Annotated in this window: 17 protein-coding genes and 1 tRNA gene; 10 read left to right on the plus strand and 8 right to left on the minus strand. The window is 59.6% G+C overall.

The genetic code is table 11. The features are described from left to right. The first annotated feature begins 16 nt into the window (after window positions 1-16). Window positions 17-1,951 (plus strand): CHASE2 domain-containing protein, encoded by a 1,935-nt coding sequence (locus GGE33_RS06235; protein WP_246435743.1) that lies wholly within the window; start codon window positions 17-19, stop codon window positions 1,949-1,951. Window positions 1,952-2,005: 54 nt separating this feature from the next. Here the strand turns inward: GGE33_RS06235 and GGE33_RS06240 are convergent, their stop codons facing one another. Further along, on the minus strand, window positions 2,006-2,170 hold the full coding sequence (locus tag GGE33_RS06240; RefSeq protein ID WP_183686066.1) for a hypothetical protein: 165 nt from the start codon (window positions 2,168-2,170) through the stop codon (window positions 2,006-2,008). Between the two features lie 264 nt (window positions 2,171-2,434). Between GGE33_RS06240 and GGE33_RS06245 the strand changes: the two genes are divergently transcribed. After that, window positions 2,435-2,689 carry a DUF6074 family protein gene (locus GGE33_RS06245; protein WP_183821609.1) on the plus strand — a complete coding sequence of 85 codons (255 nt, stop codon included), beginning with the start codon at window positions 2,435-2,437 and terminating at the stop codon, window positions 2,687-2,689. Window positions 2,690-2,722: 33 nt separating this feature from the next. Here GGE33_RS06245 and GGE33_RS06250 read toward each other — a convergent pair whose 3' ends face one another. From GGE33_RS06250 to GGE33_RS06270, 6 genes are all read right to left on the minus strand, one after another. Continuing rightward, complete coding sequence (locus GGE33_RS06250; RefSeq protein WP_183821610.1) at window positions 2,723-3,928, minus strand: ABC transporter permease; 1,206 nt, start codon at window positions 3,926-3,928, stop codon at window positions 2,723-2,725. Continuing rightward, window positions 3,918-4,631 carry an ABC transporter ATP-binding protein gene (locus tag GGE33_RS06255; protein ID WP_183821611.1) on the minus strand — a complete coding sequence of 238 codons (714 nt, stop codon included), beginning with the start codon at window positions 4,629-4,631 and terminating at the stop codon, window positions 3,918-3,920. Before GGE33_RS06255 ends, GGE33_RS06250 begins: the two co-directional genes overlap by 11 nt. A gap of 13 nt (window positions 4,632-4,644) precedes the next feature. After that, window positions 4,645-5,934 (minus strand): efflux RND transporter periplasmic adaptor subunit, encoded by a 1,290-nt coding sequence (locus GGE33_RS06260; RefSeq protein WP_183821612.1) that lies wholly within the window; start codon window positions 5,932-5,934, stop codon window positions 4,645-4,647. Window positions 5,935-6,168: 234 nt separating this feature from the next. After that, entirely contained in the window at window positions 6,169-6,348 is a 180-nt protein-coding gene (locus GGE33_RS06265; RefSeq protein WP_183821613.1) for a hypothetical protein, read from the minus strand. 158 nt (window positions 6,349-6,506) lie between these two features. Next, window positions 6,507-6,632, minus strand: coding sequence for a hypothetical protein (locus GGE33_RS27695; protein WP_280518256.1), 126 nt, complete (start codon window positions 6,630-6,632; stop codon window positions 6,507-6,509). Between the two features lie 142 nt (window positions 6,633-6,774). After that, a tRNA-Lys gene (locus GGE33_RS06270) sits at window positions 6,775-6,850 on the minus strand. A gap of 198 nt (window positions 6,851-7,048) precedes the next feature. On the opposite strand from GGE33_RS06270, the gene GGE33_RS06275 reads away from it, so the two are divergent. Both GGE33_RS06275 and GGE33_RS06280 read left to right on the plus strand, forming a co-directional pair. Further along, the gene (locus tag GGE33_RS06275; protein ID WP_148144785.1) at window positions 7,049-7,795 is read left to right on the plus strand and encodes a cytochrome c biogenesis protein CcdA; all 747 of its coding nucleotides are present in this window, start codon (window positions 7,049-7,051) and stop codon (window positions 7,793-7,795) included. A gap of 27 nt (window positions 7,796-7,822) precedes the next feature. Continuing rightward, window positions 7,823-8,785, plus strand: coding sequence for an AEC family transporter (locus GGE33_RS06280; protein ID WP_183821614.1), 963 nt, complete (start codon window positions 7,823-7,825; stop codon window positions 8,783-8,785). Here GGE33_RS06280 and GGE33_RS06285 read toward each other — a convergent pair. After that, window positions 8,762-9,964: a UbiH/UbiF family hydroxylase gene (locus GGE33_RS06285; RefSeq protein WP_183821615.1), complete on the minus strand. Its 1,203-nt coding sequence runs from the start codon at window positions 9,962-9,964 to the stop codon at window positions 8,762-8,764. The two genes, GGE33_RS06280 and GGE33_RS06285, sit on opposite strands and share 24 nt — an antisense overlap. Before the next feature lie 198 nt (window positions 9,965-10,162). On the opposite strand from GGE33_RS06285, the gene pcsA reads away from it, so the two are divergent. The 6 genes from pcsA to glmU all read left to right on the plus strand — a co-directional run bounded on the left by pcsA (window position 10,163) and on the right by glmU (window position 17,275). Then, the gene (gene pcsA, locus GGE33_RS06290) at window positions 10,163-10,891 is read left to right on the plus strand and encodes a phosphatidylcholine synthase (protein ID WP_183821616.1); all 729 of its coding nucleotides are present in this window, start codon (window positions 10,163-10,165) and stop codon (window positions 10,889-10,891) included. Window positions 10,892-11,037: 146 nt separating this feature from the next. Beyond that, on the plus strand, window positions 11,038-12,660 hold the full coding sequence (locus GGE33_RS06295; RefSeq protein WP_183821617.1) for an ABC transporter ATP-binding protein: 1,623 nt from the start codon (window positions 11,038-11,040) through the stop codon (window positions 12,658-12,660). Further along, window positions 12,650-13,738, plus strand: a complete 1,089-nt coding sequence (locus GGE33_RS06300; protein WP_183821618.1) for an ABC transporter permease — start codon at window positions 12,650-12,652, stop codon at window positions 13,736-13,738. Before GGE33_RS06295 ends, GGE33_RS06300 begins: the two co-directional genes overlap by 11 nt. After that, a complete protein-coding gene (locus tag GGE33_RS06305) occupies window positions 13,738-14,664 on the plus strand; it encodes an ABC transporter permease (RefSeq protein ID WP_148144779.1) in 927 nt (308 codons plus the stop codon). Before GGE33_RS06300 ends, GGE33_RS06305 begins: the two co-directional genes overlap by 1 nt. Window positions 14,665-14,705: 41 nt before the next feature. Continuing rightward, window positions 14,706-15,779, plus strand: coding sequence for a BMP family ABC transporter substrate-binding protein (locus tag GGE33_RS06310; protein ID WP_183821619.1), 1,074 nt, complete (start codon window positions 14,706-14,708; stop codon window positions 15,777-15,779). 134 nt (window positions 15,780-15,913) lie between these two features. After that, a complete protein-coding gene (gene glmU, locus GGE33_RS06315; protein ID WP_183821620.1) occupies window positions 15,914-17,275 on the plus strand; it encodes a bifunctional UDP-N-acetylglucosamine diphosphorylase/glucosamine-1-phosphate N-acetyltransferase GlmU in 1,362 nt (453 codons plus the stop codon). The last annotated feature ends 106 nt before the right edge of the window (window positions 17,276-17,381 follow it).

Consider the following 17,381-nt stretch of genomic DNA (forward strand, 5'->3'; position numbering starts at 1 on the left):
ATTTGCGCGCCGATTGATGGCTGCGCGCTCCCTGCAGGTGCTGCTTCTGTCGGTATTCGCCTTCGGCGCGGTGGCTTTGCTTTCTCGCCTGCCGGGCTGGGCGCTGATGGACTATCGGGCTTTCGATTATCTGTCGACGATCCGCGGACCGGGTGTGCCTTCGGACGATATCGTGATCGTCGCGATCGATGAACCGTCGCTTGCCGACATCAACATGCAATGGCCGTGGCCGCGAAGTCTTCATGCCCGGCTTGTCACGCAACTTCGAGATGCGGGCGCAAAGGTTATCGGGCTGGACATCATCTTTTCCGAACCTTCGTCATCCGTGAATGATCAGGCGCTGGCCGATGTCATGGGACCCGACGTGGTTCTGGCGGCCGACGAGACGATCGTTACCGCGGAGCAGGCCGACCAATATATCCGGGTGATGCCGCTCGAGATTTTTACATCAAGGGGAGCCGCTGCCGGAATAGCCTCGATATCGCTCGATCGCGACGGTGCATTTCGACGTGTACCGGCGATTGTCGACGGGTTTGCGGCCACCATTGCCGTTGCGGGCGGTAATGCTGTCGAGGTCCCGGACGAGGGGAGGCTGGTGCAGGTCTTCGGGGGGGCGAGAACATACAGGACGGTTTCCTATTATCAGGCGCTCGATCCCGTCAATTTTCTGCCGCCGGGTTTTTTCAAGGGCAAGACGGTTATTGTCGGCCTGAGCCTGCAGAATGCGCCTTCCATCGCCAGCGGAGGGGCCGATGCCTTTGCCACCTCGCATACGGTTCATGACGGACGCCTGACAGCCGGTGCCGAAATACAGGCGACGATCCTCGACAATCTTCGTTTCGGCCGGTCCGTTACCGAACTACGCGGATCGTTGACGCAGGCGACAGTCCTGCTGTCGGCGCTTTGTGCCTATCTGCTTGTGCGCCGGCGTACCGGGTGGAAGACCATAATCGGCGTAGCTGCCGCGGTTCTGCTTCTTGCCGGCGGAAGTTATCTTGCGCTTCACTGGGCCGGGCTGTTCGTGTCGCCGCTTGCGCCATCCTTCGCCTTTGCCGGCGTCGCCGCGGCCCAGGCGACACTCGATTATGCACAGGAGCGCAAGAGCCGCCGACAGATCACGCGGGCATTTTCCCAATATCTGGCGCCGGCGCTGGTGGCGCAACTGGCCAAGGATCCGAGCAAGCTGAAACTCGGTGGCGAGAAACGGTTCCTGTCCATCCTGTTCTGCGACGTGCGCGGGTTCACAACCATATCAGAGCAGCTGAAGGACGACCCGGAGCAGTTGACTGCACTGATCAACCGGCTTCTGACGCCGCTTTCGCAGATCGTGTTGTCCCATGGCGGGACGATCGACAAATATATCGGCGATTGCCTGATGGCGTTCTGGAATGCGCCGCTCGACGACCCTGATCATGCGGTCCATGCCGTGTCTGCGGCGCTCGACATGCTTGCCTCGATGCAGACGCTGAATGACGAACTGCAGCATGAGGCGGAGGCTGACGGGCGACGGTTCTTTCCGTTGAGGATCGGCATCGGCGTGAACACCGGCGAATGCGTCGTCGGCAATATGGGGTCAGAGCAGCGCTTCGATTATTCGGCGCTCGGCGATGCGGTCAACCTTGCGGCCAGGCTGGAATCGGCATCGAAAGCCTATGGCGTTTCACTGCTGATCGGCGAAAAGGCGGCGGATGAAATCGGCGGGATTTTTGGCGTCTTTGAACTCGACAGGATTGCCGTCAAGGGCAAACAGGAGGAAACGCGCGTCTTTGCTGCCACCCGAAACCGGGACACTTCGTTGACTGAGCGGCACAAAGACGCTCTGTCTCTTCATTACGAGGGCAGAATGCCGCCGGTCGATCTTATAGGGATGCTGGCGCAGGAGGTTCCCGAACTGGCGGTATATTACCAGCGGATGATGCCCGAAGATGATCAGCCGCCGGTATCCGACTAGAGCCTTGAAGCAATTACGGATGCGGAACCGCATCCTGTGTTGCCGGACCTGCTTTTAATGCAGGGTTTCCATGACGGGTTTTTCGTTATCCATGATGCTGAGCGCCTGGAACAATGCCTCGACGAGAATGTCAGTCAGGCCGTCCATGTCGTTTTCTTGCAAGAAGAGCGCGATAGACTGGTCCGACGGTTGGTTCACGTGATCAAGTTCCTTAGACATTCATGTCCCTTTCATCTGTCCTCATGACGTGTGTGGGGACATCTTTCAGTGCTTCGCCTTGCGCCGGGCTGGTTATCAATCGCCTGAGCGCCCCTCGAAGCAGGGCGTTAAGCCTAACTCGATCCTAACATATTGTCCGAAAATGGGACGGCAAGGCCTTGAATCGGAACCAAAAGGTTTTTGACCGGTTCACTTTTTGTGAAGGTCTGGCGGCGAAAGTGCCTTCATGTACGGGCGATTCGGCCCATCGAGTATGGAGATGGCATGACACTGCTGCAGTTCCCCGCCGACCGGCGGACCGCCGACGTAAGACGATGCGCTGACGCTCTTCAGCGTCTTCACGGTGAGGAAGCAAATCGTTTCTGGCGCACTGAAATGGCACAGTTCGCCAAGGGGTTTCGGGCTCAGGGGGTCGAGGAAGAAGAAATCCGCCATCAGGCCGCGATCTTCATGCATGCCGTGCAGATGGAATTGCAGATGGCCTTTGCCGAAGACGAGCGCGACGCTTCTGCATACTGAGGAATTGCCGGTTTTTGTCGGCAATTGATGCCATTATTCGTGGCGAAGTGCGTCGATCGGGTTGAGTTGTGCTGCTCGCCTTGCCGGAAAATATCCGAAGATCATGCCGATCGCCGCTGAAAACAGGAATGCGAGCAGGATGATTGTCGGGCTCGCGACAAACGGCACTTCCAGAAAACTGACGACGCCATAGGCCAGCGCCAGACCGGTGACGATGCCGGTGACGCCACCGAAGATCGACAACATCACGGCCTCCACGAGAAACTGCGTGAGCACCTGCTTTTCCAGCGCGCCGATCGCAAGCCTGATGCCGATTTCGCGGGTGCGCTCGGTGACCGAGACGAGCATGATATTCATGATGCCGATGCCGCCGACAAGCAGGCTGACGGCGGCGACCGCGCCGAGAAGACCGGTGAGAAGCATCGTCGTGCCGGTCATGGCGGCGGCGATCTGCGACATGTCGTTGACGGAAAAATCGTCGTCGCGGCCGATCGCGATGCGGCGGCGCTCTCTCAGCAGGCTTTCCACATCCACTTGGACCTTTGCCGTCGATACGCCATCCTGGGCGGAAAGAACGATGCTCGATATGGTCGTCGTGCCGCCGATCCGGCGTTGATGCAGCTTCAACGGCATTATTACCGTGTCGTCCTGATCGTCGCCCATGCCCGACTGGCCCTTGACGGCAAGAACACCGACGACCGGGCAGGAGACATTGCTGACGCGGATGCTCTGACCGACGGGGTCTGCCGCGCCGAACAGTTCCCGGCGTGTCGTCTCGCCTATGATGCAGGCGGCCTGGCTGCCACGATCTTCGGTGGCTGAGAAATCCCGACCGAGCGCCAGTTCCCAATCCTGCGCAATCAGATAATCGGCGGTCGTGCCGATGACGCTGGTGGAGCGGTTGGCGCCGCCGGCGATCACGGTCGCGGTGCCGCGATTGACCGGTGCCACGGCGCGCAGGCCGCTCACCTGATCGCGGATTGCCGCGATATCGCCATCGGTGAAGCGCTTGGCCTCGGTGCTTGCCCGGCCCGGTCCCCATTGGCCAGGGCGGACGAAAAGCGTATTGGTGCCGAGCCTCGAGAGTTCGTCGCGCACCTTGGCGGTCGTGCCATTTCCGATCGTGACCATGGCGATGACGGCGGCAACGCCGATGACGACGCCGAGCACGGTGAGGAAGGAGCGCAGCATGTTGCGGCTGATGGCGCGCCAGGCAAGTTTTGCCGTCTCAAACCACATGAGCTTGCTCCCTTGCCTGGATTTCGTCGCTGACGAGATGGCCGTCGACGAAGCGCAGCAGGCGTCTCGCATAGGCGGCGATATCCTCTTCATGGGTGACCATGATCACAGTGATGCCGTTTTCGCGATTGAGCCTGGTGATGAGATCCATGATCTCGCCGCTGGTCTTTGTGTCCAGATTGCCGGTCGGCTCGTCGGCGAGGAGCACGGCCGGGTCGGTGACGATGGCTCTGGCGATTGCGACGCGCTGTTGCTGGCCACCGGAAAGCTCCTGGGTCGTGTGGCCCTCGCGTCCGCGCAGGCCGACCTGTTCCAGCGCCGCCATTGCTCGGCGTCGGCGTTCCGCATGGTCCATGCCGCGATAGACCAGCGGCAGTTCGACATTTTCTACGGCCGAGGTGCGGGCGAGAAGATTGAAACCCTGGAAGACGAAACCAAGCATGTGCCGGCGTAGCAAAGTCAGTTGCGCGCGGCTGAAGCCGCTCGTCGGGATGCCCTGGAAGAGGTATTCGCCAGAAGACGGCAGATCGAGGCCGCCGATGATGTTCATCGCCGTCGACTTGCCGGAGCCGGACGGGCCCATGATCGAGACGAATTCACCCTGTGCAATGGTCAGGTCTATGTTGTCGAGCGCGCGGATGGTCGCTTCGCCTCGGCCATAGACCTTCGAGACCTGCCTGAATGCGATGAGGGGTGCAGTCATCGTCGATCTCCCGTCAGCGGCCACGCGCCGTTGCTTCGGTGATCAACAGGTCGCCGTCCTTCAGGTCCGGTGATTTGACGACGGTGAACTGGCCATCGGTTGCGCCCATTTCGACGGAGACGCGCTCAGGTGAGCCGTTGCGCAGAACCCAGACGGAACGGCTTGCGGCAGAGGCATCGTTGCGGGCGCCGCGATTGCCGCGTGGGCGGGGCGGGGAGAACAGGCGCGACAGAAAGCTGCCGCGCGGCTGCATGGTCGACGGCGGCGAATAGCGCAAAGCCGCATTGGGCACGAGCAACGCGCCGGTCACCGATTGCACGGTGATATCCGAAGTTGCCGTCATGCCGGGGCGCAGGAGCAGGTCCTCGTTATCGACCGTCAGGATCGCCTTGTAGGTCACGACATTGTTGACGGTTTCGGAGGCGAAGCGGACGGATTCGATCTTTGCCGGGAAATGCCGGTTGGGATAAGCATCGACCGAAAAACGCGCTTCCTGCCCTTCGCGGACCTGGCCGACATCGGCCTCGTCGACGGCGACCTGCAGCTCCATGTGTTTCAGGTCGCCCGCTATGGTAAAGAGCACCGGTGCATTGAGCGAAGAGGCAACGGTCGCGCCCGGATCGACGTCGCGGGTGAGAACGACGCCGTCGATCGGCGAGACGATCTTGAGCTTGGAGAGATTGATTTCGGCCAAGCGCAGGCTGGCTTCCGCGGAAAGGACGGCTGCCTCGTTGATATCCGTCGATGCGACCGCGGAATCATAGGCATATTTGGCGGCGTCGAGATCCTGCTGGCTGGAGATTCGGTTGCTGACCAGCGAGGTCAGCCGATCGAAGCTGATCTTTGCGGAGGCGGCCTCGGCCTTGGCCTTCAGAACGTTGGCCCTTGCGGAGGCAAGCTGGGCTCTCGCGCTCTGGACATCGGCTTCCTGCCTGTTGGTATCGAGTTCCAGCAGCACCTCGCCCGCCTTGACGGGGCTGTTATAGCTGACATTGACCTTGCGCACCGTGCCAGACAGTTCGCTCGATATGTCGACCTGGTCGGTCGGCTGGATCGAGCCTGTGGCGGTGACGATCACCTGCAGGTCACCGGTCTTTGCAGCTTGCGTCGTGTAGTCGAACTGCTGGCCGTCGCCGGAGCCGTAAAGATAGAAACCGAGGCCACCGCCTATCAGCAGAAGACAGAGCACAAGCAGCCACTTGCCACGCCCGCGTTTTTGTTTCTGGCCAGAGGTTGCGAGGATCGCGGCGAGATCCAGAGCGTCCGGCTTGCCGGAGGTGAGGGGATCGGTAGGGGCGTTCACTCGTGGGCCTCGTTTTTCATCGGTCTGTCTGTTTCATCTGCGACGGGCGAGCCGTGTGACCTACCTGCGGGCGCAGAATCTTACGCGCTCCATGCCATGAAACACGCTTCGGGAGAAATTAAATAACCGTAAGTTGTCGGTTGGTGTCGCTCAAATGACCTGGATCAGGCTGGTCCAGAATCACTATGGCCGGGCTCTTGCGGAGCGCCGGCCATAGTCTTTCTTTGTGCATGTCTATTGCCTGCTGCTCGCTACGCCAAAACGTTCGGGCAGGAATGCCGTCTGCGTCTGTTCTCCGCTCAGCCGGTCGGTTTTTACCGGATTTCCGGGCCGGGGCGGTATCAACGCAGAGAAGATCGCCAGGCTGCCGGCAATAAGGGTCGCCAGGACGATCAACTCGGTGCTGCGTCTCATCTGGATTTCTCCTTGGTCAAAAGGAAAACGAGGCATCGAAATATAGCTCCCTCACGACAAAGCAGATTGGCGGCTGCGTCCGGGATCGGGAGGAAAGAGATGCCTTGCGGATGATTACGTGCTGTCGGTCCTGTTCCTGGCGGCTTTCGATCTGCCTGCTAGCTGCTTGCCGACATTTCGGCCGGCGTTGCCATGATCTGCTGCTCGCCGATCGAGCGATCCATATACTTGAAACCGAGGATGCTCAGAACAGAGGCAATAAGAACGACGAAAATAATCCGCATGGAAGTCTCCTTCGGCGGCAATAACACCACAACGAAAGACTTGTTCCGTCGAGTAAGGCCGGAAGGCGGCATATCGTATTGAAGAATTGTATCGCGAACGGTGGGAATGTTACCAAAGACAGGGCAATGGAAGTCTTTCGAGTGGTGAGAGCACAGGGATTCGAACCCTGGACCTACTGATTAAAAGTCAGTTGCTCTACCGGCTGAGCTATGCTCTCTCACCATTGCGCCTCAGCGCCTTTCGAAAGTGCGCGATACATATGCAGGTCACATCTTGCGGTCAACCCGCAAAACGTTCAAAAAAATCGCTGTTCGACGCTTTTTCCATCGATTTCTGTCGATGCATAAAAGGTGATTGGCATTAAGCGGCAATCGGCGGTAGCGCCTCTGCCACATCTGATAAGCGGAGCAATCCAGTGTCCATTGCCGAAATATCCATCTTTACCGCGCTTCTGGCCGGGACACTGTCATTCCTTTCGCCCTGCGTCCTGCCGCTGGTTCCGCCCTATCTCTGTTACATGGCCGGCATTTCTGTCGATCAGTTCCGCGACCAGGATTCTCAGGCCGCATCGCCGGCACGCAAGGCGGTGCTCACGTCAGCTTTCTTTTTCACGCTCGGTTTTGCCACCGTTTTCGTCATGCTCGGGGCCGGTGCGTCCACGGTCGGCGTGCTTTTGCGCCAGCATCTGGACCTTTTGTCGAAGATCGGCGGGCTGATCATCATCATCATGGGGCTGAATTTTCTCGGTGTGCTGCGGATAGGTTTTCTGTCGCGTGAGGCGCGGTTCCAGGCATCAGGTCAGCCTGCGACGCTTTCGGGCGCCTATCTGATGGGGCTCGCGTTCGCCTTCGGCTGGACGCCCTGTATCGGTCCGGTTCTCGGCGCCATCCTCGGCGTGGCGGCATCGCGCGATACGGTTGGTGAGGGCGCGGCGCTGCTCGGCATCTATTCGCTCGGGCTTGCCGTACCGTTCTGGATCGCGGCGGCCTTTTCAGGCGTTTTCATGCGTTTTATGACCCGTTTTCGTCGCCATCTCGGATTGGTCGAGAAAGCGATGGGCGTGTTCCTGATCGTCACTGGCCTTGCCTTCATCTTCGGCTTCGTCAGCTCGGCGGCGATCTGGTTCCAGGAAACGTTTCCAATCCTGATGCAGATCGGCTGATCGATCTGCTGAAATAGCGGATCAATCATGGTCGATGTCGTAGCGCTGCTTCTGCCCTTCTTCGGCCTGATCCTGATCGGCTATGTGGCGGCGAGAGTAACGGGACAGCCACTCGAAGCGCTCGGCTGGCTCAATACATTCATCATCTATGCGGCGCTGCCGGCGCTTTTCTTCAAGCTCGTGTCGCGCACGCCGATCGAGGAACTCACGCGCATCGACTTTATCCTGGGGGAGATCGCGGCCGTCTACCTCGTTTTTACAGTCGCCTTTGTGGTCGGGTATGTGGTTCGCCGCAATTCGTTCGAGGACTGCACGATCCAGGGGTTTACTGCCGCCTATGGCAATATCGGTTATATGGGGCCGGGGCTGGCGCTGCTTGCCTTCGGGGACAAAGCCGCGGTGCCGGTGGCGCTGATCGTCTGCCTGGAAAACGCTGCCCATTTCATCATGGCGCCGGCCATGATGGCGTTGGCCGGAGACGACAAGCGGCAGCTACACCTGATCGTCGGCTCGATCGCAAAGAAGGTCGCGCTGCATCCGTTCATCCTGTCCACGGCGCTCGGCTTTGCTGCGGCAGCTTCCGGCCATCAATTGCCCGAACCGGCCTTGAAACTCGTCGATTACCTGGCGCAGGCCGCTGCTCCCTGCGCGCTGTTTGCCATGGGCGTGACGCTGGCCTTGCGGCCGGTAAAACGCGTTCCGGCCGAGCTCGGTTATCTCGCAGTATTGAAGCTCGTGTTTCTGCCGCTCAGCGTCTATGTGGTGCTGTCGCTGGTCGGTGACTTCGATCCGGTGTGGATGCATGCGGCAATGCTGCTGGCGGCACTTCCAACAGCTGCCAATGTCTTCGTCATCAGCCAGCAATATGGCGTGTGGCAGGAGAGAGCTTCTGCAAGCATCCTGCTCATCACCGTCGGATCGATCGTGACGCTGCCGATATGGCTATATATCATCTCCAGCGGGATTTTACCGCCGGATCTGTTTCCCTAATTCGCGAACGAAATTCTTTAGGCTGCGTCCCGGCTCTACACCTTCCTGCATCAGTGCGTTGCGCAGGGGAGAGACGGCGTTGAGCACGTGCATGCCGGCTGCCCGCACCATCTGGACCGGTATCAGATCGGTCAGCAGTGAGCGGTTGAGAAGGTCGACGCTGACAGTGCGGCTCATCACGTCCGGGCGCCGGCGTCGATGGTAGCGGTCCCCGGCATCGGCCGGGATCGGCTGGTCGTGCTGGGCGGACAACAGATCCGCCAGCGTCATGCTATCGCGCAGCGACAGGTTCAGCCCTTGTGCGCCGATGGGCGGAAAGGCGTGAGCGGCTTCACCGATCAACGCGACGCGCCCGGCGCCAAAACGCTCGGCCATCATGCTCGACAGCGGCCAGGCCTGTGCCTTGCCTTCGACGGTCACCTTTCCGAGGATCGACTGCATGCGCGCTTCGACGATCGTCGACAGCTCTTCCGTCGGCAGGTTCGTCAAATGGGCGGCTTCTTCCGGCCGAACGACCCAGACGAGGCTGGAGCGCGAGCCGGGCAGCGGAACCTGAGTGAACGGCCCGCTTTCGGTGTGAAATTCGGTCGATACATAGCCATGCGGCAGGGTGTGGGCGAAATTCAGCACCACGGCGGACTGCCGGTAAGACCATTTGCGCACATCAATGCCCGCCGCTTCGCGGGTGATCGACTTGCGGCCGTCGGCGCCGATGACAAAGTCGGCCTCGATGACCTCGCCGCCATCGATCGCGATCGTCACCTTGTCAGCCGTTATAGCGACAGTCTCGACATTCGTTTCTATGCGGGTCAGGTTCGGTTCTGCAGCCAGGGCGCCGTCGAGAACCTCGGCCAGCGCCTTGTTGGGGATATTGTAGCCGAAGGCATGAAGACCGATATCGCTGGCGCGGAATTGCGCCGGCGGCGCGCGCAGCAGGCGGTTGGTGCCGTCGAGGATCTGCATCACGGAGAGTGCGGCCGCGGCGGTCGCGATTTTCTCCCATACGCCGAGACGCTCAAGATAGCGCACGGACTGGTCCATCAACGCAGTCGTGCGTCCATCGTCGTGTTTCGGCGCTGCGGCGACGAGGCAGACTTTTCGACCCGCGCGCCCGAGCGCTAGAGCTGCCACCTGGCCTGCCAGGCCGCCACCGACGATCGCGATCTCGTAATGCTGCATTGTCCGCTTCCAATTCTCTGTCGCGCTCTATGTAGAGCTTCTGGAGGCTTCAATCCATGGGGTATCGACGATTGCTCTCTCATCGGCGCTAAGTGGTGTAAAACCCATGATAAAGGCGGCTGGCGGTTGCAATGCGCCTGAATTGGCAGCATACCCGAAGATAAAGCTAGAGACGGGAAGTAAGAAAACGGGGCGCGCGTGTTCAGACGAATCTTCAATTATCGTGCAGTGCCCTATGCGGAAATTCGCGCCTTCTGCGTCCATATCTTTACCGCTTCCGGTTCCTTTCTCGCCTTTCTCGGTGTTGTTGCTGCGGCTGAGCACCGTTTCATCGACATGTTCTGGTGGCTCGGTCTGGCGTTGCTTGTCGATGGCGTCGACGGACCGATTGCCCGCAAACTGAACGTCAAGGAAGTGCTGCCGAACTGGTCCGGCGACATGCTGGACAATGTGATCGACTACGTGACCTATGTTCTCCTGCCGGCCTTTGCGCTCTACCAGAGCGGCATGATCGGCGAACCGTGGTCCTTCGTGGCGGCAGGCATGATCGTGGTTTCGAGCGCGATCTATTATGCCGATATGGGTATGAAGACGGATGAGTATTTCTTCTCCGGCTTCCCGGTCGTCTGGAACATGGTGGTATTCACGCTCTTCGTCATCGATGCGAGTGCGACGACCGCAATGATCGTGGTGACGGTTTCGGTCGTACTGACTTTCCTGCCGATCAACTTTCTGCATCCGGTGCGCGTCAAGCGCTTGCGCTCGCTCAATCTGACTGTGGGGGCCATCTGGTGCGCGCTTGGAGGCTATTCGCTGCTCCTACATTTCCAGTCGCCGGACTGGGTTGTCTGGGGTGTGGTGATCAGCGGCATTTACCTCTATTGCATCGGTGGAATATTGCAGCTTTTTCCGAACCTTGGAAAATAGGCCAAGGTGACCGGCGAGCCGTTCTTTCATGTTGTGGAAGTCTGCAAAACCGGTATCAATATCAGGCGGCTGCCTTCTGACTGCGGAAGGTGGCCACTTCATTTTTAAAGACGTAAACGATGCAGCGGTTCAACGGACGGCTCTGCATGATAAAAGGGGGTTCCGTGACTTCTTCCGAGGGCGTTGAGGCAGGCCCGCTTCTGTCTGTCCGGGGGCTGACAAAGCTCTTCGGCAGTTTCGCAGCGTGCGATGCCATCGATCTCGATATCGGCCATGGGGAAATCCATGCGCTGCTGGGCGAAAACGGCGCTGGTAAATCGACGCTGGTGAAGATGCTCTTCGGCGTGTTGCAGCCGAGTTCCGGGACCGTTTCACTGGAAGGAAAGCCGGTGGTGATTCCATCACCCGGCGAGGCGCGCCGTCTCGGCATAGGCATGGTTTTCCAGCATTTCTCTCTGTTCGAAGCGTTGACGGTGGCGGAGAACATCGCACTGTCGCTCGACCCGAGGACGCCTTTGGCGAAGATCGCGGAAGAGACCGCAACCATCTCCAAGGCTTATGGCCTGCCGCTCGATCCGTCAGCCCATGTCGCCGATCTTTCCGTCGGTGAACGCCAGCGCATCGAGATCGTCCGGGCGCTGTTGCAGAACCCCAAGTTGATCATTCTCGACGAGCCGACATCGGTTCTGACGCCGCAGGAGGCCGAGCGGCTGTTCGAGACGCTGATGCGGCTGAAGGCCGAAGGCCGTTCGGTTCTTTATATCAGTCACCGGCTGGAAGAGGTGCAGCGCATCTGTGATCGCGCCACCGTTCTGCGCCACGGCAAGGTTACCGGTGCTTGCGACCCCAAGCATGAAACGCCTGCCTCGCTTGCACGGATGATGGTCGGGACCGAAGTGGCTGAGGTGAAACGCGATAGCGCCAACACGCTTGGCGATATTCTGCTGCAGGTGAACAAGGTTTCGGTCGCCTCGCGTACGCCGTTTGCGGTTGCGCTCAAGGATATCTCGCTGAAGGTTCGGGCGGGCGAGGTGCTTGCCATTGCCGGCATCGCCGGCAATGGCCAGTCGGAACTGTTTGATGCCATTTCCGGCGAATATCCGATTGCTGACAATGATGGCATTGTCCTGCGCGGAAAACCTGTTGGTCGTCTTAGGATCAACGGGCGCCGTCTGCTCGGAGCGGGGTTCGTGCCGGAAGAGCGGCATGGCCACGCAGCGGTCTCGGCGCTTTCGCTTTCCGACAATCTGCTTCTGGCGCGAAGCCGGTCCGATAAAAAGGCATTTCTGGCCGGCGGACCTCTCGCCATCGTCAAGCGGGATGCGATCCTGTCTGCCGCACGGCGCATCTGTTCGATGATGGATGTGCGCAAGAGTGGCGAAGACCCTGCGGCCGGCTCGCTTTCGGGTGGAAACCTGCAGAAATTCATCGTTGGCCGTGAACTTGATCGCCAGCCTTCCGTGCTGGTCGTCAACCAGCCGACCTGGGGTGTCGATGCGGGCGCTGCGAGCCGCATTCGTCAGGCGCTAGTCGATCTGGCAAAAGCGGGATCCGCCGTCATCGTCATCAGCCAGGATCTCGACGAGATTTTCGAGATTGCCACAACAATTGCCGTGATTTCGGATGGCAGGCTTTCAGAACCCTATCCTGCGGGAGAGCTTACACTTGAACAGATCGGCCTGCTGATGGGCGGTATTCATGACAGTCATTCCGGGGAAAAGTCTTCTGGAGAAGACCGGGCCGGAATGGAGGCTGCGCATGCGCATTGAACTTCAGAAACGCGCCAACACATCCGTGCTGTTTTCGATCCTGTCGCCGCTTCTGGCGCTGGCGCTGACGCTGATTGCCGGCGCAATCATGTTCGGTCTTCTGGGCAAAAGCCCGCTCAATTCGCTCTACATCTATTTTGTCGAGCCGCTGCTCGACGTCTGGTCGCTACATGAACTGGCGATCAAGGCGGCACCGCTGATTTTGATCGCGGTCGGTCTGTCGGTCTGCTTCCGGTCGAACAACTGGAATATCGGCGCGGAAGGGCAGTTCACCATCGGTGCGATCACCGGTTCGATCCTGCCGGTGCTGAACCCCGAATGGCATTCGCCGCTGATCCTGCCGCTGATGTTGATCATGGGAATGATCGGCGGGGCGCTTTACGCGGGTATTCCGGCGCTTCTGAAGACCCGGTTTAATACCAACGAGATCCTGACCAGTCTTATGCTGGTCTATATTGCGCAACTGTTTCTAGACTGGCTGGTGCGTGGTCCGTGGCGCGATCCGCAGGGTTATAATTTCCCTCAGACCAAAAGCTTCCAGCCGGAAGCGGTTCTGCCGGAAATCCTCGATTCGGGTCGCGCGCATCTCGGCATCGTCTTCGCGCTGATCGCTGCCGTGGCGCTGTGGTTCATGATGCGCTTCATGCTGAAAGGCTTTCAGGTCTCGGTGCTCGGGCAGTCGGAGCGGGCAGGGCGGTTCGCCGGTTTTTCGGCGCGCCGGATGGTGTGGTTCTCGATGCTGCTTTCCGGCGCACTCGCCGGGCTTGCCGGGATTTCGGAAGTCTCCGGTTCGATCGGCCATGTGCAGCCGGTGATTTCGCCGGGCTACGGCTTTACCGCGATCATCGTCGCGTTTCTCGGAAGGCTCAATCCGCTCGGTATCATCGCCTCGGGTTTCGTGCTGGCGCTCACCTATCTCGGTGGGGAGGCGGCGCAGCTTTCTCTCGGCATTTCCGACAAGGTCAGCCGTGTTTTCCAGGGGCTCATCCTGTTCTTCGTACTGTCCTGCGATACGCTGATCCATTATCGGATCCGTCTGATCGTCAATCCATCCGCCGCTCAGGAAGGAAAAAGCTGATGTTCGAAGCTATCCTTCTGACCGTCATCACCGCATCGACACCGCTGGTCATTGCCGCTCTCGGCGAACTGGTGACCGAGCGATCGGGCGTGCTCAATCTCGGCGTCGAAGGCATGATGATCATGGGTGCGGTTGCCGCGTTTGCCACGGCGCAGCTGACCGGTTCCGCCTATCTGGGTATTCTCGGCGGCATCATCGGCGGCGGCATTTTCTCGCTGCTCTTCGGTTTCCTGACGCTGACGCTCGTTGCCAATCAGGTGGCGACCGGTCTGGCGCTGACAATCCTCGGCCTCGGTCTGTCGGGACAGCTTGGTGAAGCCTTTGTCGGTATGCCGGGCGTTCGACTGCAGCCAATCGTCATTCCGCTCCTGTCCGATATCCCGTTCTTCGGGCGCGTGCTGTTTTCCCAGGACCTGATCTTCTACATGTCGGTGGCTTTGGTCTTCGGTATCAGCTGGTTCCTGTTCAAGAGCCGCGCAGGCCTGAAGATGCGGGCGATCGGCGACAGTCACGGGTCGGCGCACGCGCTCGGGATCAACGTGGTTCGCACACGTTATCTCGCCGTCCTGTTCGGCGGGGCCTGTGCCGGTCTTGCAGGCGCACAGCTTTCGCTCGTCTACACGCCGCAATGGGTGGAGAACATGACGGCCGGCCGTGGCTGGATCGCGCTGGCGCTCGTCGTCTTCGCATCCTGGCGGCCGCTCAGGGTTCTCGCCGGCGGTTATCTCTTCGGTGCCGTCGGCATCGGACAATTGCATGCGCAGTTGCTGGCGCAAAGTGGCGGGATAGCCATTCCGTCGCAGCTTCTATCCGCATTGCCTTATGTCGCAACTATTGTCGTGCTGATCATCATTTCGCATAATCGCCGCACGACGCTCATCAATACGCCGGCATCCCTCGGAAAACCATTTGTCCCCGATCGGTGACCACGTTAACGTTCATGTCATACTCCATCAGAGGTTGGAAAATGAAAAAACTCATCATTGCGCTGGCTGCTACTGCTGCCGTGCTCGGCGGTTTTGCCGGTAGCGCGTCGGCTCAGGAAAAGAAGAAGATCTGCTTCATCTATGTCGGTTCCAAGACCGACGGTGGCTGGACCCAGGCGCACGACATCGGTCGCCAGGCGCTGCAGAAGGCTCTCGACGACAAGATCGAGACGCCGTTCCTGGAAAGCGTGCCGGAAGGCCCGGATGCCGAGCGCGCCATCGAGCGCATGGCTCGCTCTGGCTGCGCCCTGATCTACACGACCTCGTTTGGCTTCATGGACGCAACGGTCAAGGTTGCCGCGAAATTCCCGAACGTGAAGTTCGAGCACGCAACCGGTTTTAAGTCCGCCGAAAACCTCGCGACCTACAATTCGCGCTTCTACGAAGGCCGCTACATCCAGGGCCAGATCGCCGCCAAGATGTCGAAGAAGGGCGTCGCCGGCTACATCGCATCCTTCCCGATTCCTGAAGTCGTCATGGGCATCAACGCCTTCGAACTCGGCGCGAAGTCTGTCAATCCGAACTTCAAGCTGAAGGTTGTCTGGGCCAATACCTGGTTCGACCCGGGCAAGGAAGCCGATGCCGCCAAGGCGCTGATCGACCAGGGCGTTGATATCCTCACCCAGCATACCGACACCACGGCTCCGATGCAGGTTGCTGCCGAGCGCGGCATTCTCGCCTTCGGTCAAGCCTCCGATATGATCGCGGCCGGCCCGAAGACGCAGCTGACGGCAATCGTCGACACCTGGGGCGCTTATTACATCAAGCGCACCAAGGCGGTTCTCGACGGCTCGTGGAAGTCTGAACAGATCTGGGACGGCCTGAAGGACGGCATCCTGACCATGGCGCCCTACACCAACATGCCGGACGACGTGAAGGCGATGGCGGAAGAGACCGAAGCCAAGATCAAGTCGGGCGAGTTGCATCCGTTCACCGGCCCGATCAACAAGCAGGACGGTTCGGAATGGCTGAAGGCCGGCGAAAAGGCCGAAGACGGCGTTCTGCTCGGCATGAACTTCTACATCGAAGGCGTGGACGACAAGCTGCCGAAGTGACCTTTTCCGCGTTACAGATCGAAAGGGCGTCTTCGGGCGCCCTTTCTTTTTATGTCGTTGAGACACAAGCCGTTTATCGCCCTGCAAGATTGTTGCTGCTAGATAGCGAGCAAATGCCGAAGGAGATTCCCTAAATGAGCCGTTCCTGCCTTGCCGTCATTCTCGCTGCGGGCGACAGCACGCGGATGAAGTCGTCGATGTCGAAAGTGCTGCATCCGGTCGCAAACCGCCCGATGATCGCGCATGTTATGGCGGCGGTGGCTTCTGCGGGAATGACCGACGCTGCGCTGGTCGTCGGCCGTGATGCCGAAAAGGTCGCCAAGGCCGGATCGCTCGAGGGGATTTCGGTGAAGAGCTTTCTGCAGACTGAACGGCTCGGGACCGGGCATGCAGTGCTTGCCGCGCGTGAGGCGATTGCCGAAGGTTTTGACGATGTGCTGGTGGCCTATGGCGATGTGCCGCTGATCACCGCCGCTCCCTTTGCTGCCGCGCGTGAAAAACTGGCCGAGGGCGCCGATGTCGTCGTCATCGGTTTCCACACCGACAAGCCTTTCGGCTACGGCCGGTTGCTGGTCGAGAACGGCGAACTCGTCGCCATCCGCGAAGAAAAGGATGCTACCGACGAAGAGCGCAAGGTCACATGGTGCAATAGCGGGCTGATGGCGATCAATGGGAAGAAGGCGCTCGCGCTGCTCGACAAGATCGGTAACAGCAATGCCAAGGGCGAATATTACCTCACCGACCTCGTCGAGATCGCCCGCGCCGAAGGCGGCAAAGTGGTCGCGGTCGATGCGCCGGAAACGGAACTGACCGGCTGCAACAACCGCGCCGAACTCGCAGTCATCGAAAAGCTCTGGCAGGAGCGTCGCCGTCATGAGCTGATGGTTTCGGGCGTTTCGATGATTGCGCCGGAAACCGTGTTCCTCTCGTTTGATACCGAGATCGGCCAGGATGCGCTGATCGAGCCGAATGTCGTTTTCGGCCCCGGCGTGACGATCGATGGCGGCGCGGTCATCCATGCCTTCTCGCATATCGAGGGCGCCCATGTGAGCGCCGGCGCAACCGTCGGCCCATTTGCGCGGCTTCGTCCGGGCGCTGACCTGGCCGAAGGTTCCAAGGTTGGCAATTTCTGCGAGGTAAAAAACGGCAAGATCGGCGAGGGCGCGAAGGTCAACCATCTGACCTATATCGGTGATGCAGTGGTCGGTGCGCATGCCAATATCGGCGCGGGCACGATCACCTGCAATTATGACGGCGTGAACAAGCACCAGACGGTAATCGGCGCAAACAGTTTTGTCGGTTCCAATTCGTCGCTTGTGGCACCGGTTTCGATTGGCGACGGCGCCTATGTCGCGTCGGGCAGTGTCATCACGGAAAATGTGCCGGCCGATGCTTTGGCATTGGGGCGAGCTAGGCAAGAAGTGAAGCCTGAGCGGGCAAAGCTGATTCGTGAACGGGCGCTGGCGATAAAGGCTGCCAGGAAGCCTGCAAAATAGAGATTGCGGCGCGTTACGCGCCGATACCGAAAGTGACGAATGCGGCGATTGCGCAAGTGCAGCAATCGTCTAGGACTTGCGTCCAGCTGATTTATCGAAAGGTTTT

It is taken from the genome of Aliirhizobium cellulosilyticum, from assembly GCF_014198105.1.
Lineage (GTDB): Bacteria > Pseudomonadota > Alphaproteobacteria > Rhizobiales > Rhizobiaceae > Neorhizobium > Neorhizobium cellulosilyticum.

Bases quoted from the DNA above. Each gene is read 5' to 3' on its own strand.
- GGE33_RS06245 (WP_183821609.1), top strand. From the start codon at position 2,435: ATGACACTGCTGCAGTTCCCCGCCGACCGGCGGACCGCCGACGTAAGA.
- GGE33_RS06280 (WP_183821614.1), top strand. From the start codon at position 7,823: ATGGTCGATGTCGTAGCGCTGCTTCTGCCCTTCTTCGGCCTGATCCTG.
- GGE33_RS06300 (WP_183821618.1), top strand. From the start codon at position 12,650: ATGCGCATTGAACTTCAGAAACGCGCCAACACATCCGTGCTGTTTTCG.
- GGE33_RS06255 (WP_183821611.1), bottom strand. From the start codon at position 4,631: ATGACTGCACCCCTCATCGCATTCAGGCAGGTCTCGAAGGTCTATGGC.
- GGE33_RS06240 (WP_183686066.1), bottom strand. From the start codon at position 2,170: ATGTCTAAGGAACTTGATCACGTGAACCAACCGTCGGACCAGTCTATC.
- GGE33_RS27695 (WP_280518256.1), bottom strand. From the start codon at position 6,632: ATGCGGATTATTTTCGTCGTTCTTATTGCCTCTGTTCTGAGCATCCTC.
- GGE33_RS06310 (WP_183821619.1), top strand. From the start codon at position 14,706: ATGAAAAAACTCATCATTGCGCTGGCTGCTACTGCTGCCGTGCTCGGC.
- GGE33_RS06305 (WP_148144779.1), top strand. From the start codon at position 13,738: ATGTTCGAAGCTATCCTTCTGACCGTCATCACCGCATCGACACCGCTG.
- GGE33_RS06265 (WP_183821613.1), bottom strand. From the start codon at position 6,348: ATGAGACGCAGCACCGAGTTGATCGTCCTGGCGACCCTTATTGCCGGC.
- glmU (WP_183821620.1), top strand. From the start codon at position 15,914: ATGAGCCGTTCCTGCCTTGCCGTCATTCTCGCTGCGGGCGACAGCACG.
- GGE33_RS06250 (WP_183821610.1), bottom strand. From the start codon at position 3,928: ATGTGGTTTGAGACGGCAAAACTTGCCTGGCGCGCCATCAGCCGCAAC.
- GGE33_RS06295 (WP_183821617.1), top strand. From the start codon at position 11,038: ATGATAAAAGGGGGTTCCGTGACTTCTTCCGAGGGCGTTGAGGCAGGC.
- GGE33_RS06285 (WP_183821615.1), bottom strand. From the start codon at position 9,964: ATGCAGCATTACGAGATCGCGATCGTCGGTGGCGGCCTGGCAGGCCAG.
- GGE33_RS06235 (WP_246435743.1), top strand. From the start codon at position 17: ATGGCTGCGCGCTCCCTGCAGGTGCTGCTTCTGTCGGTATTCGCCTTC.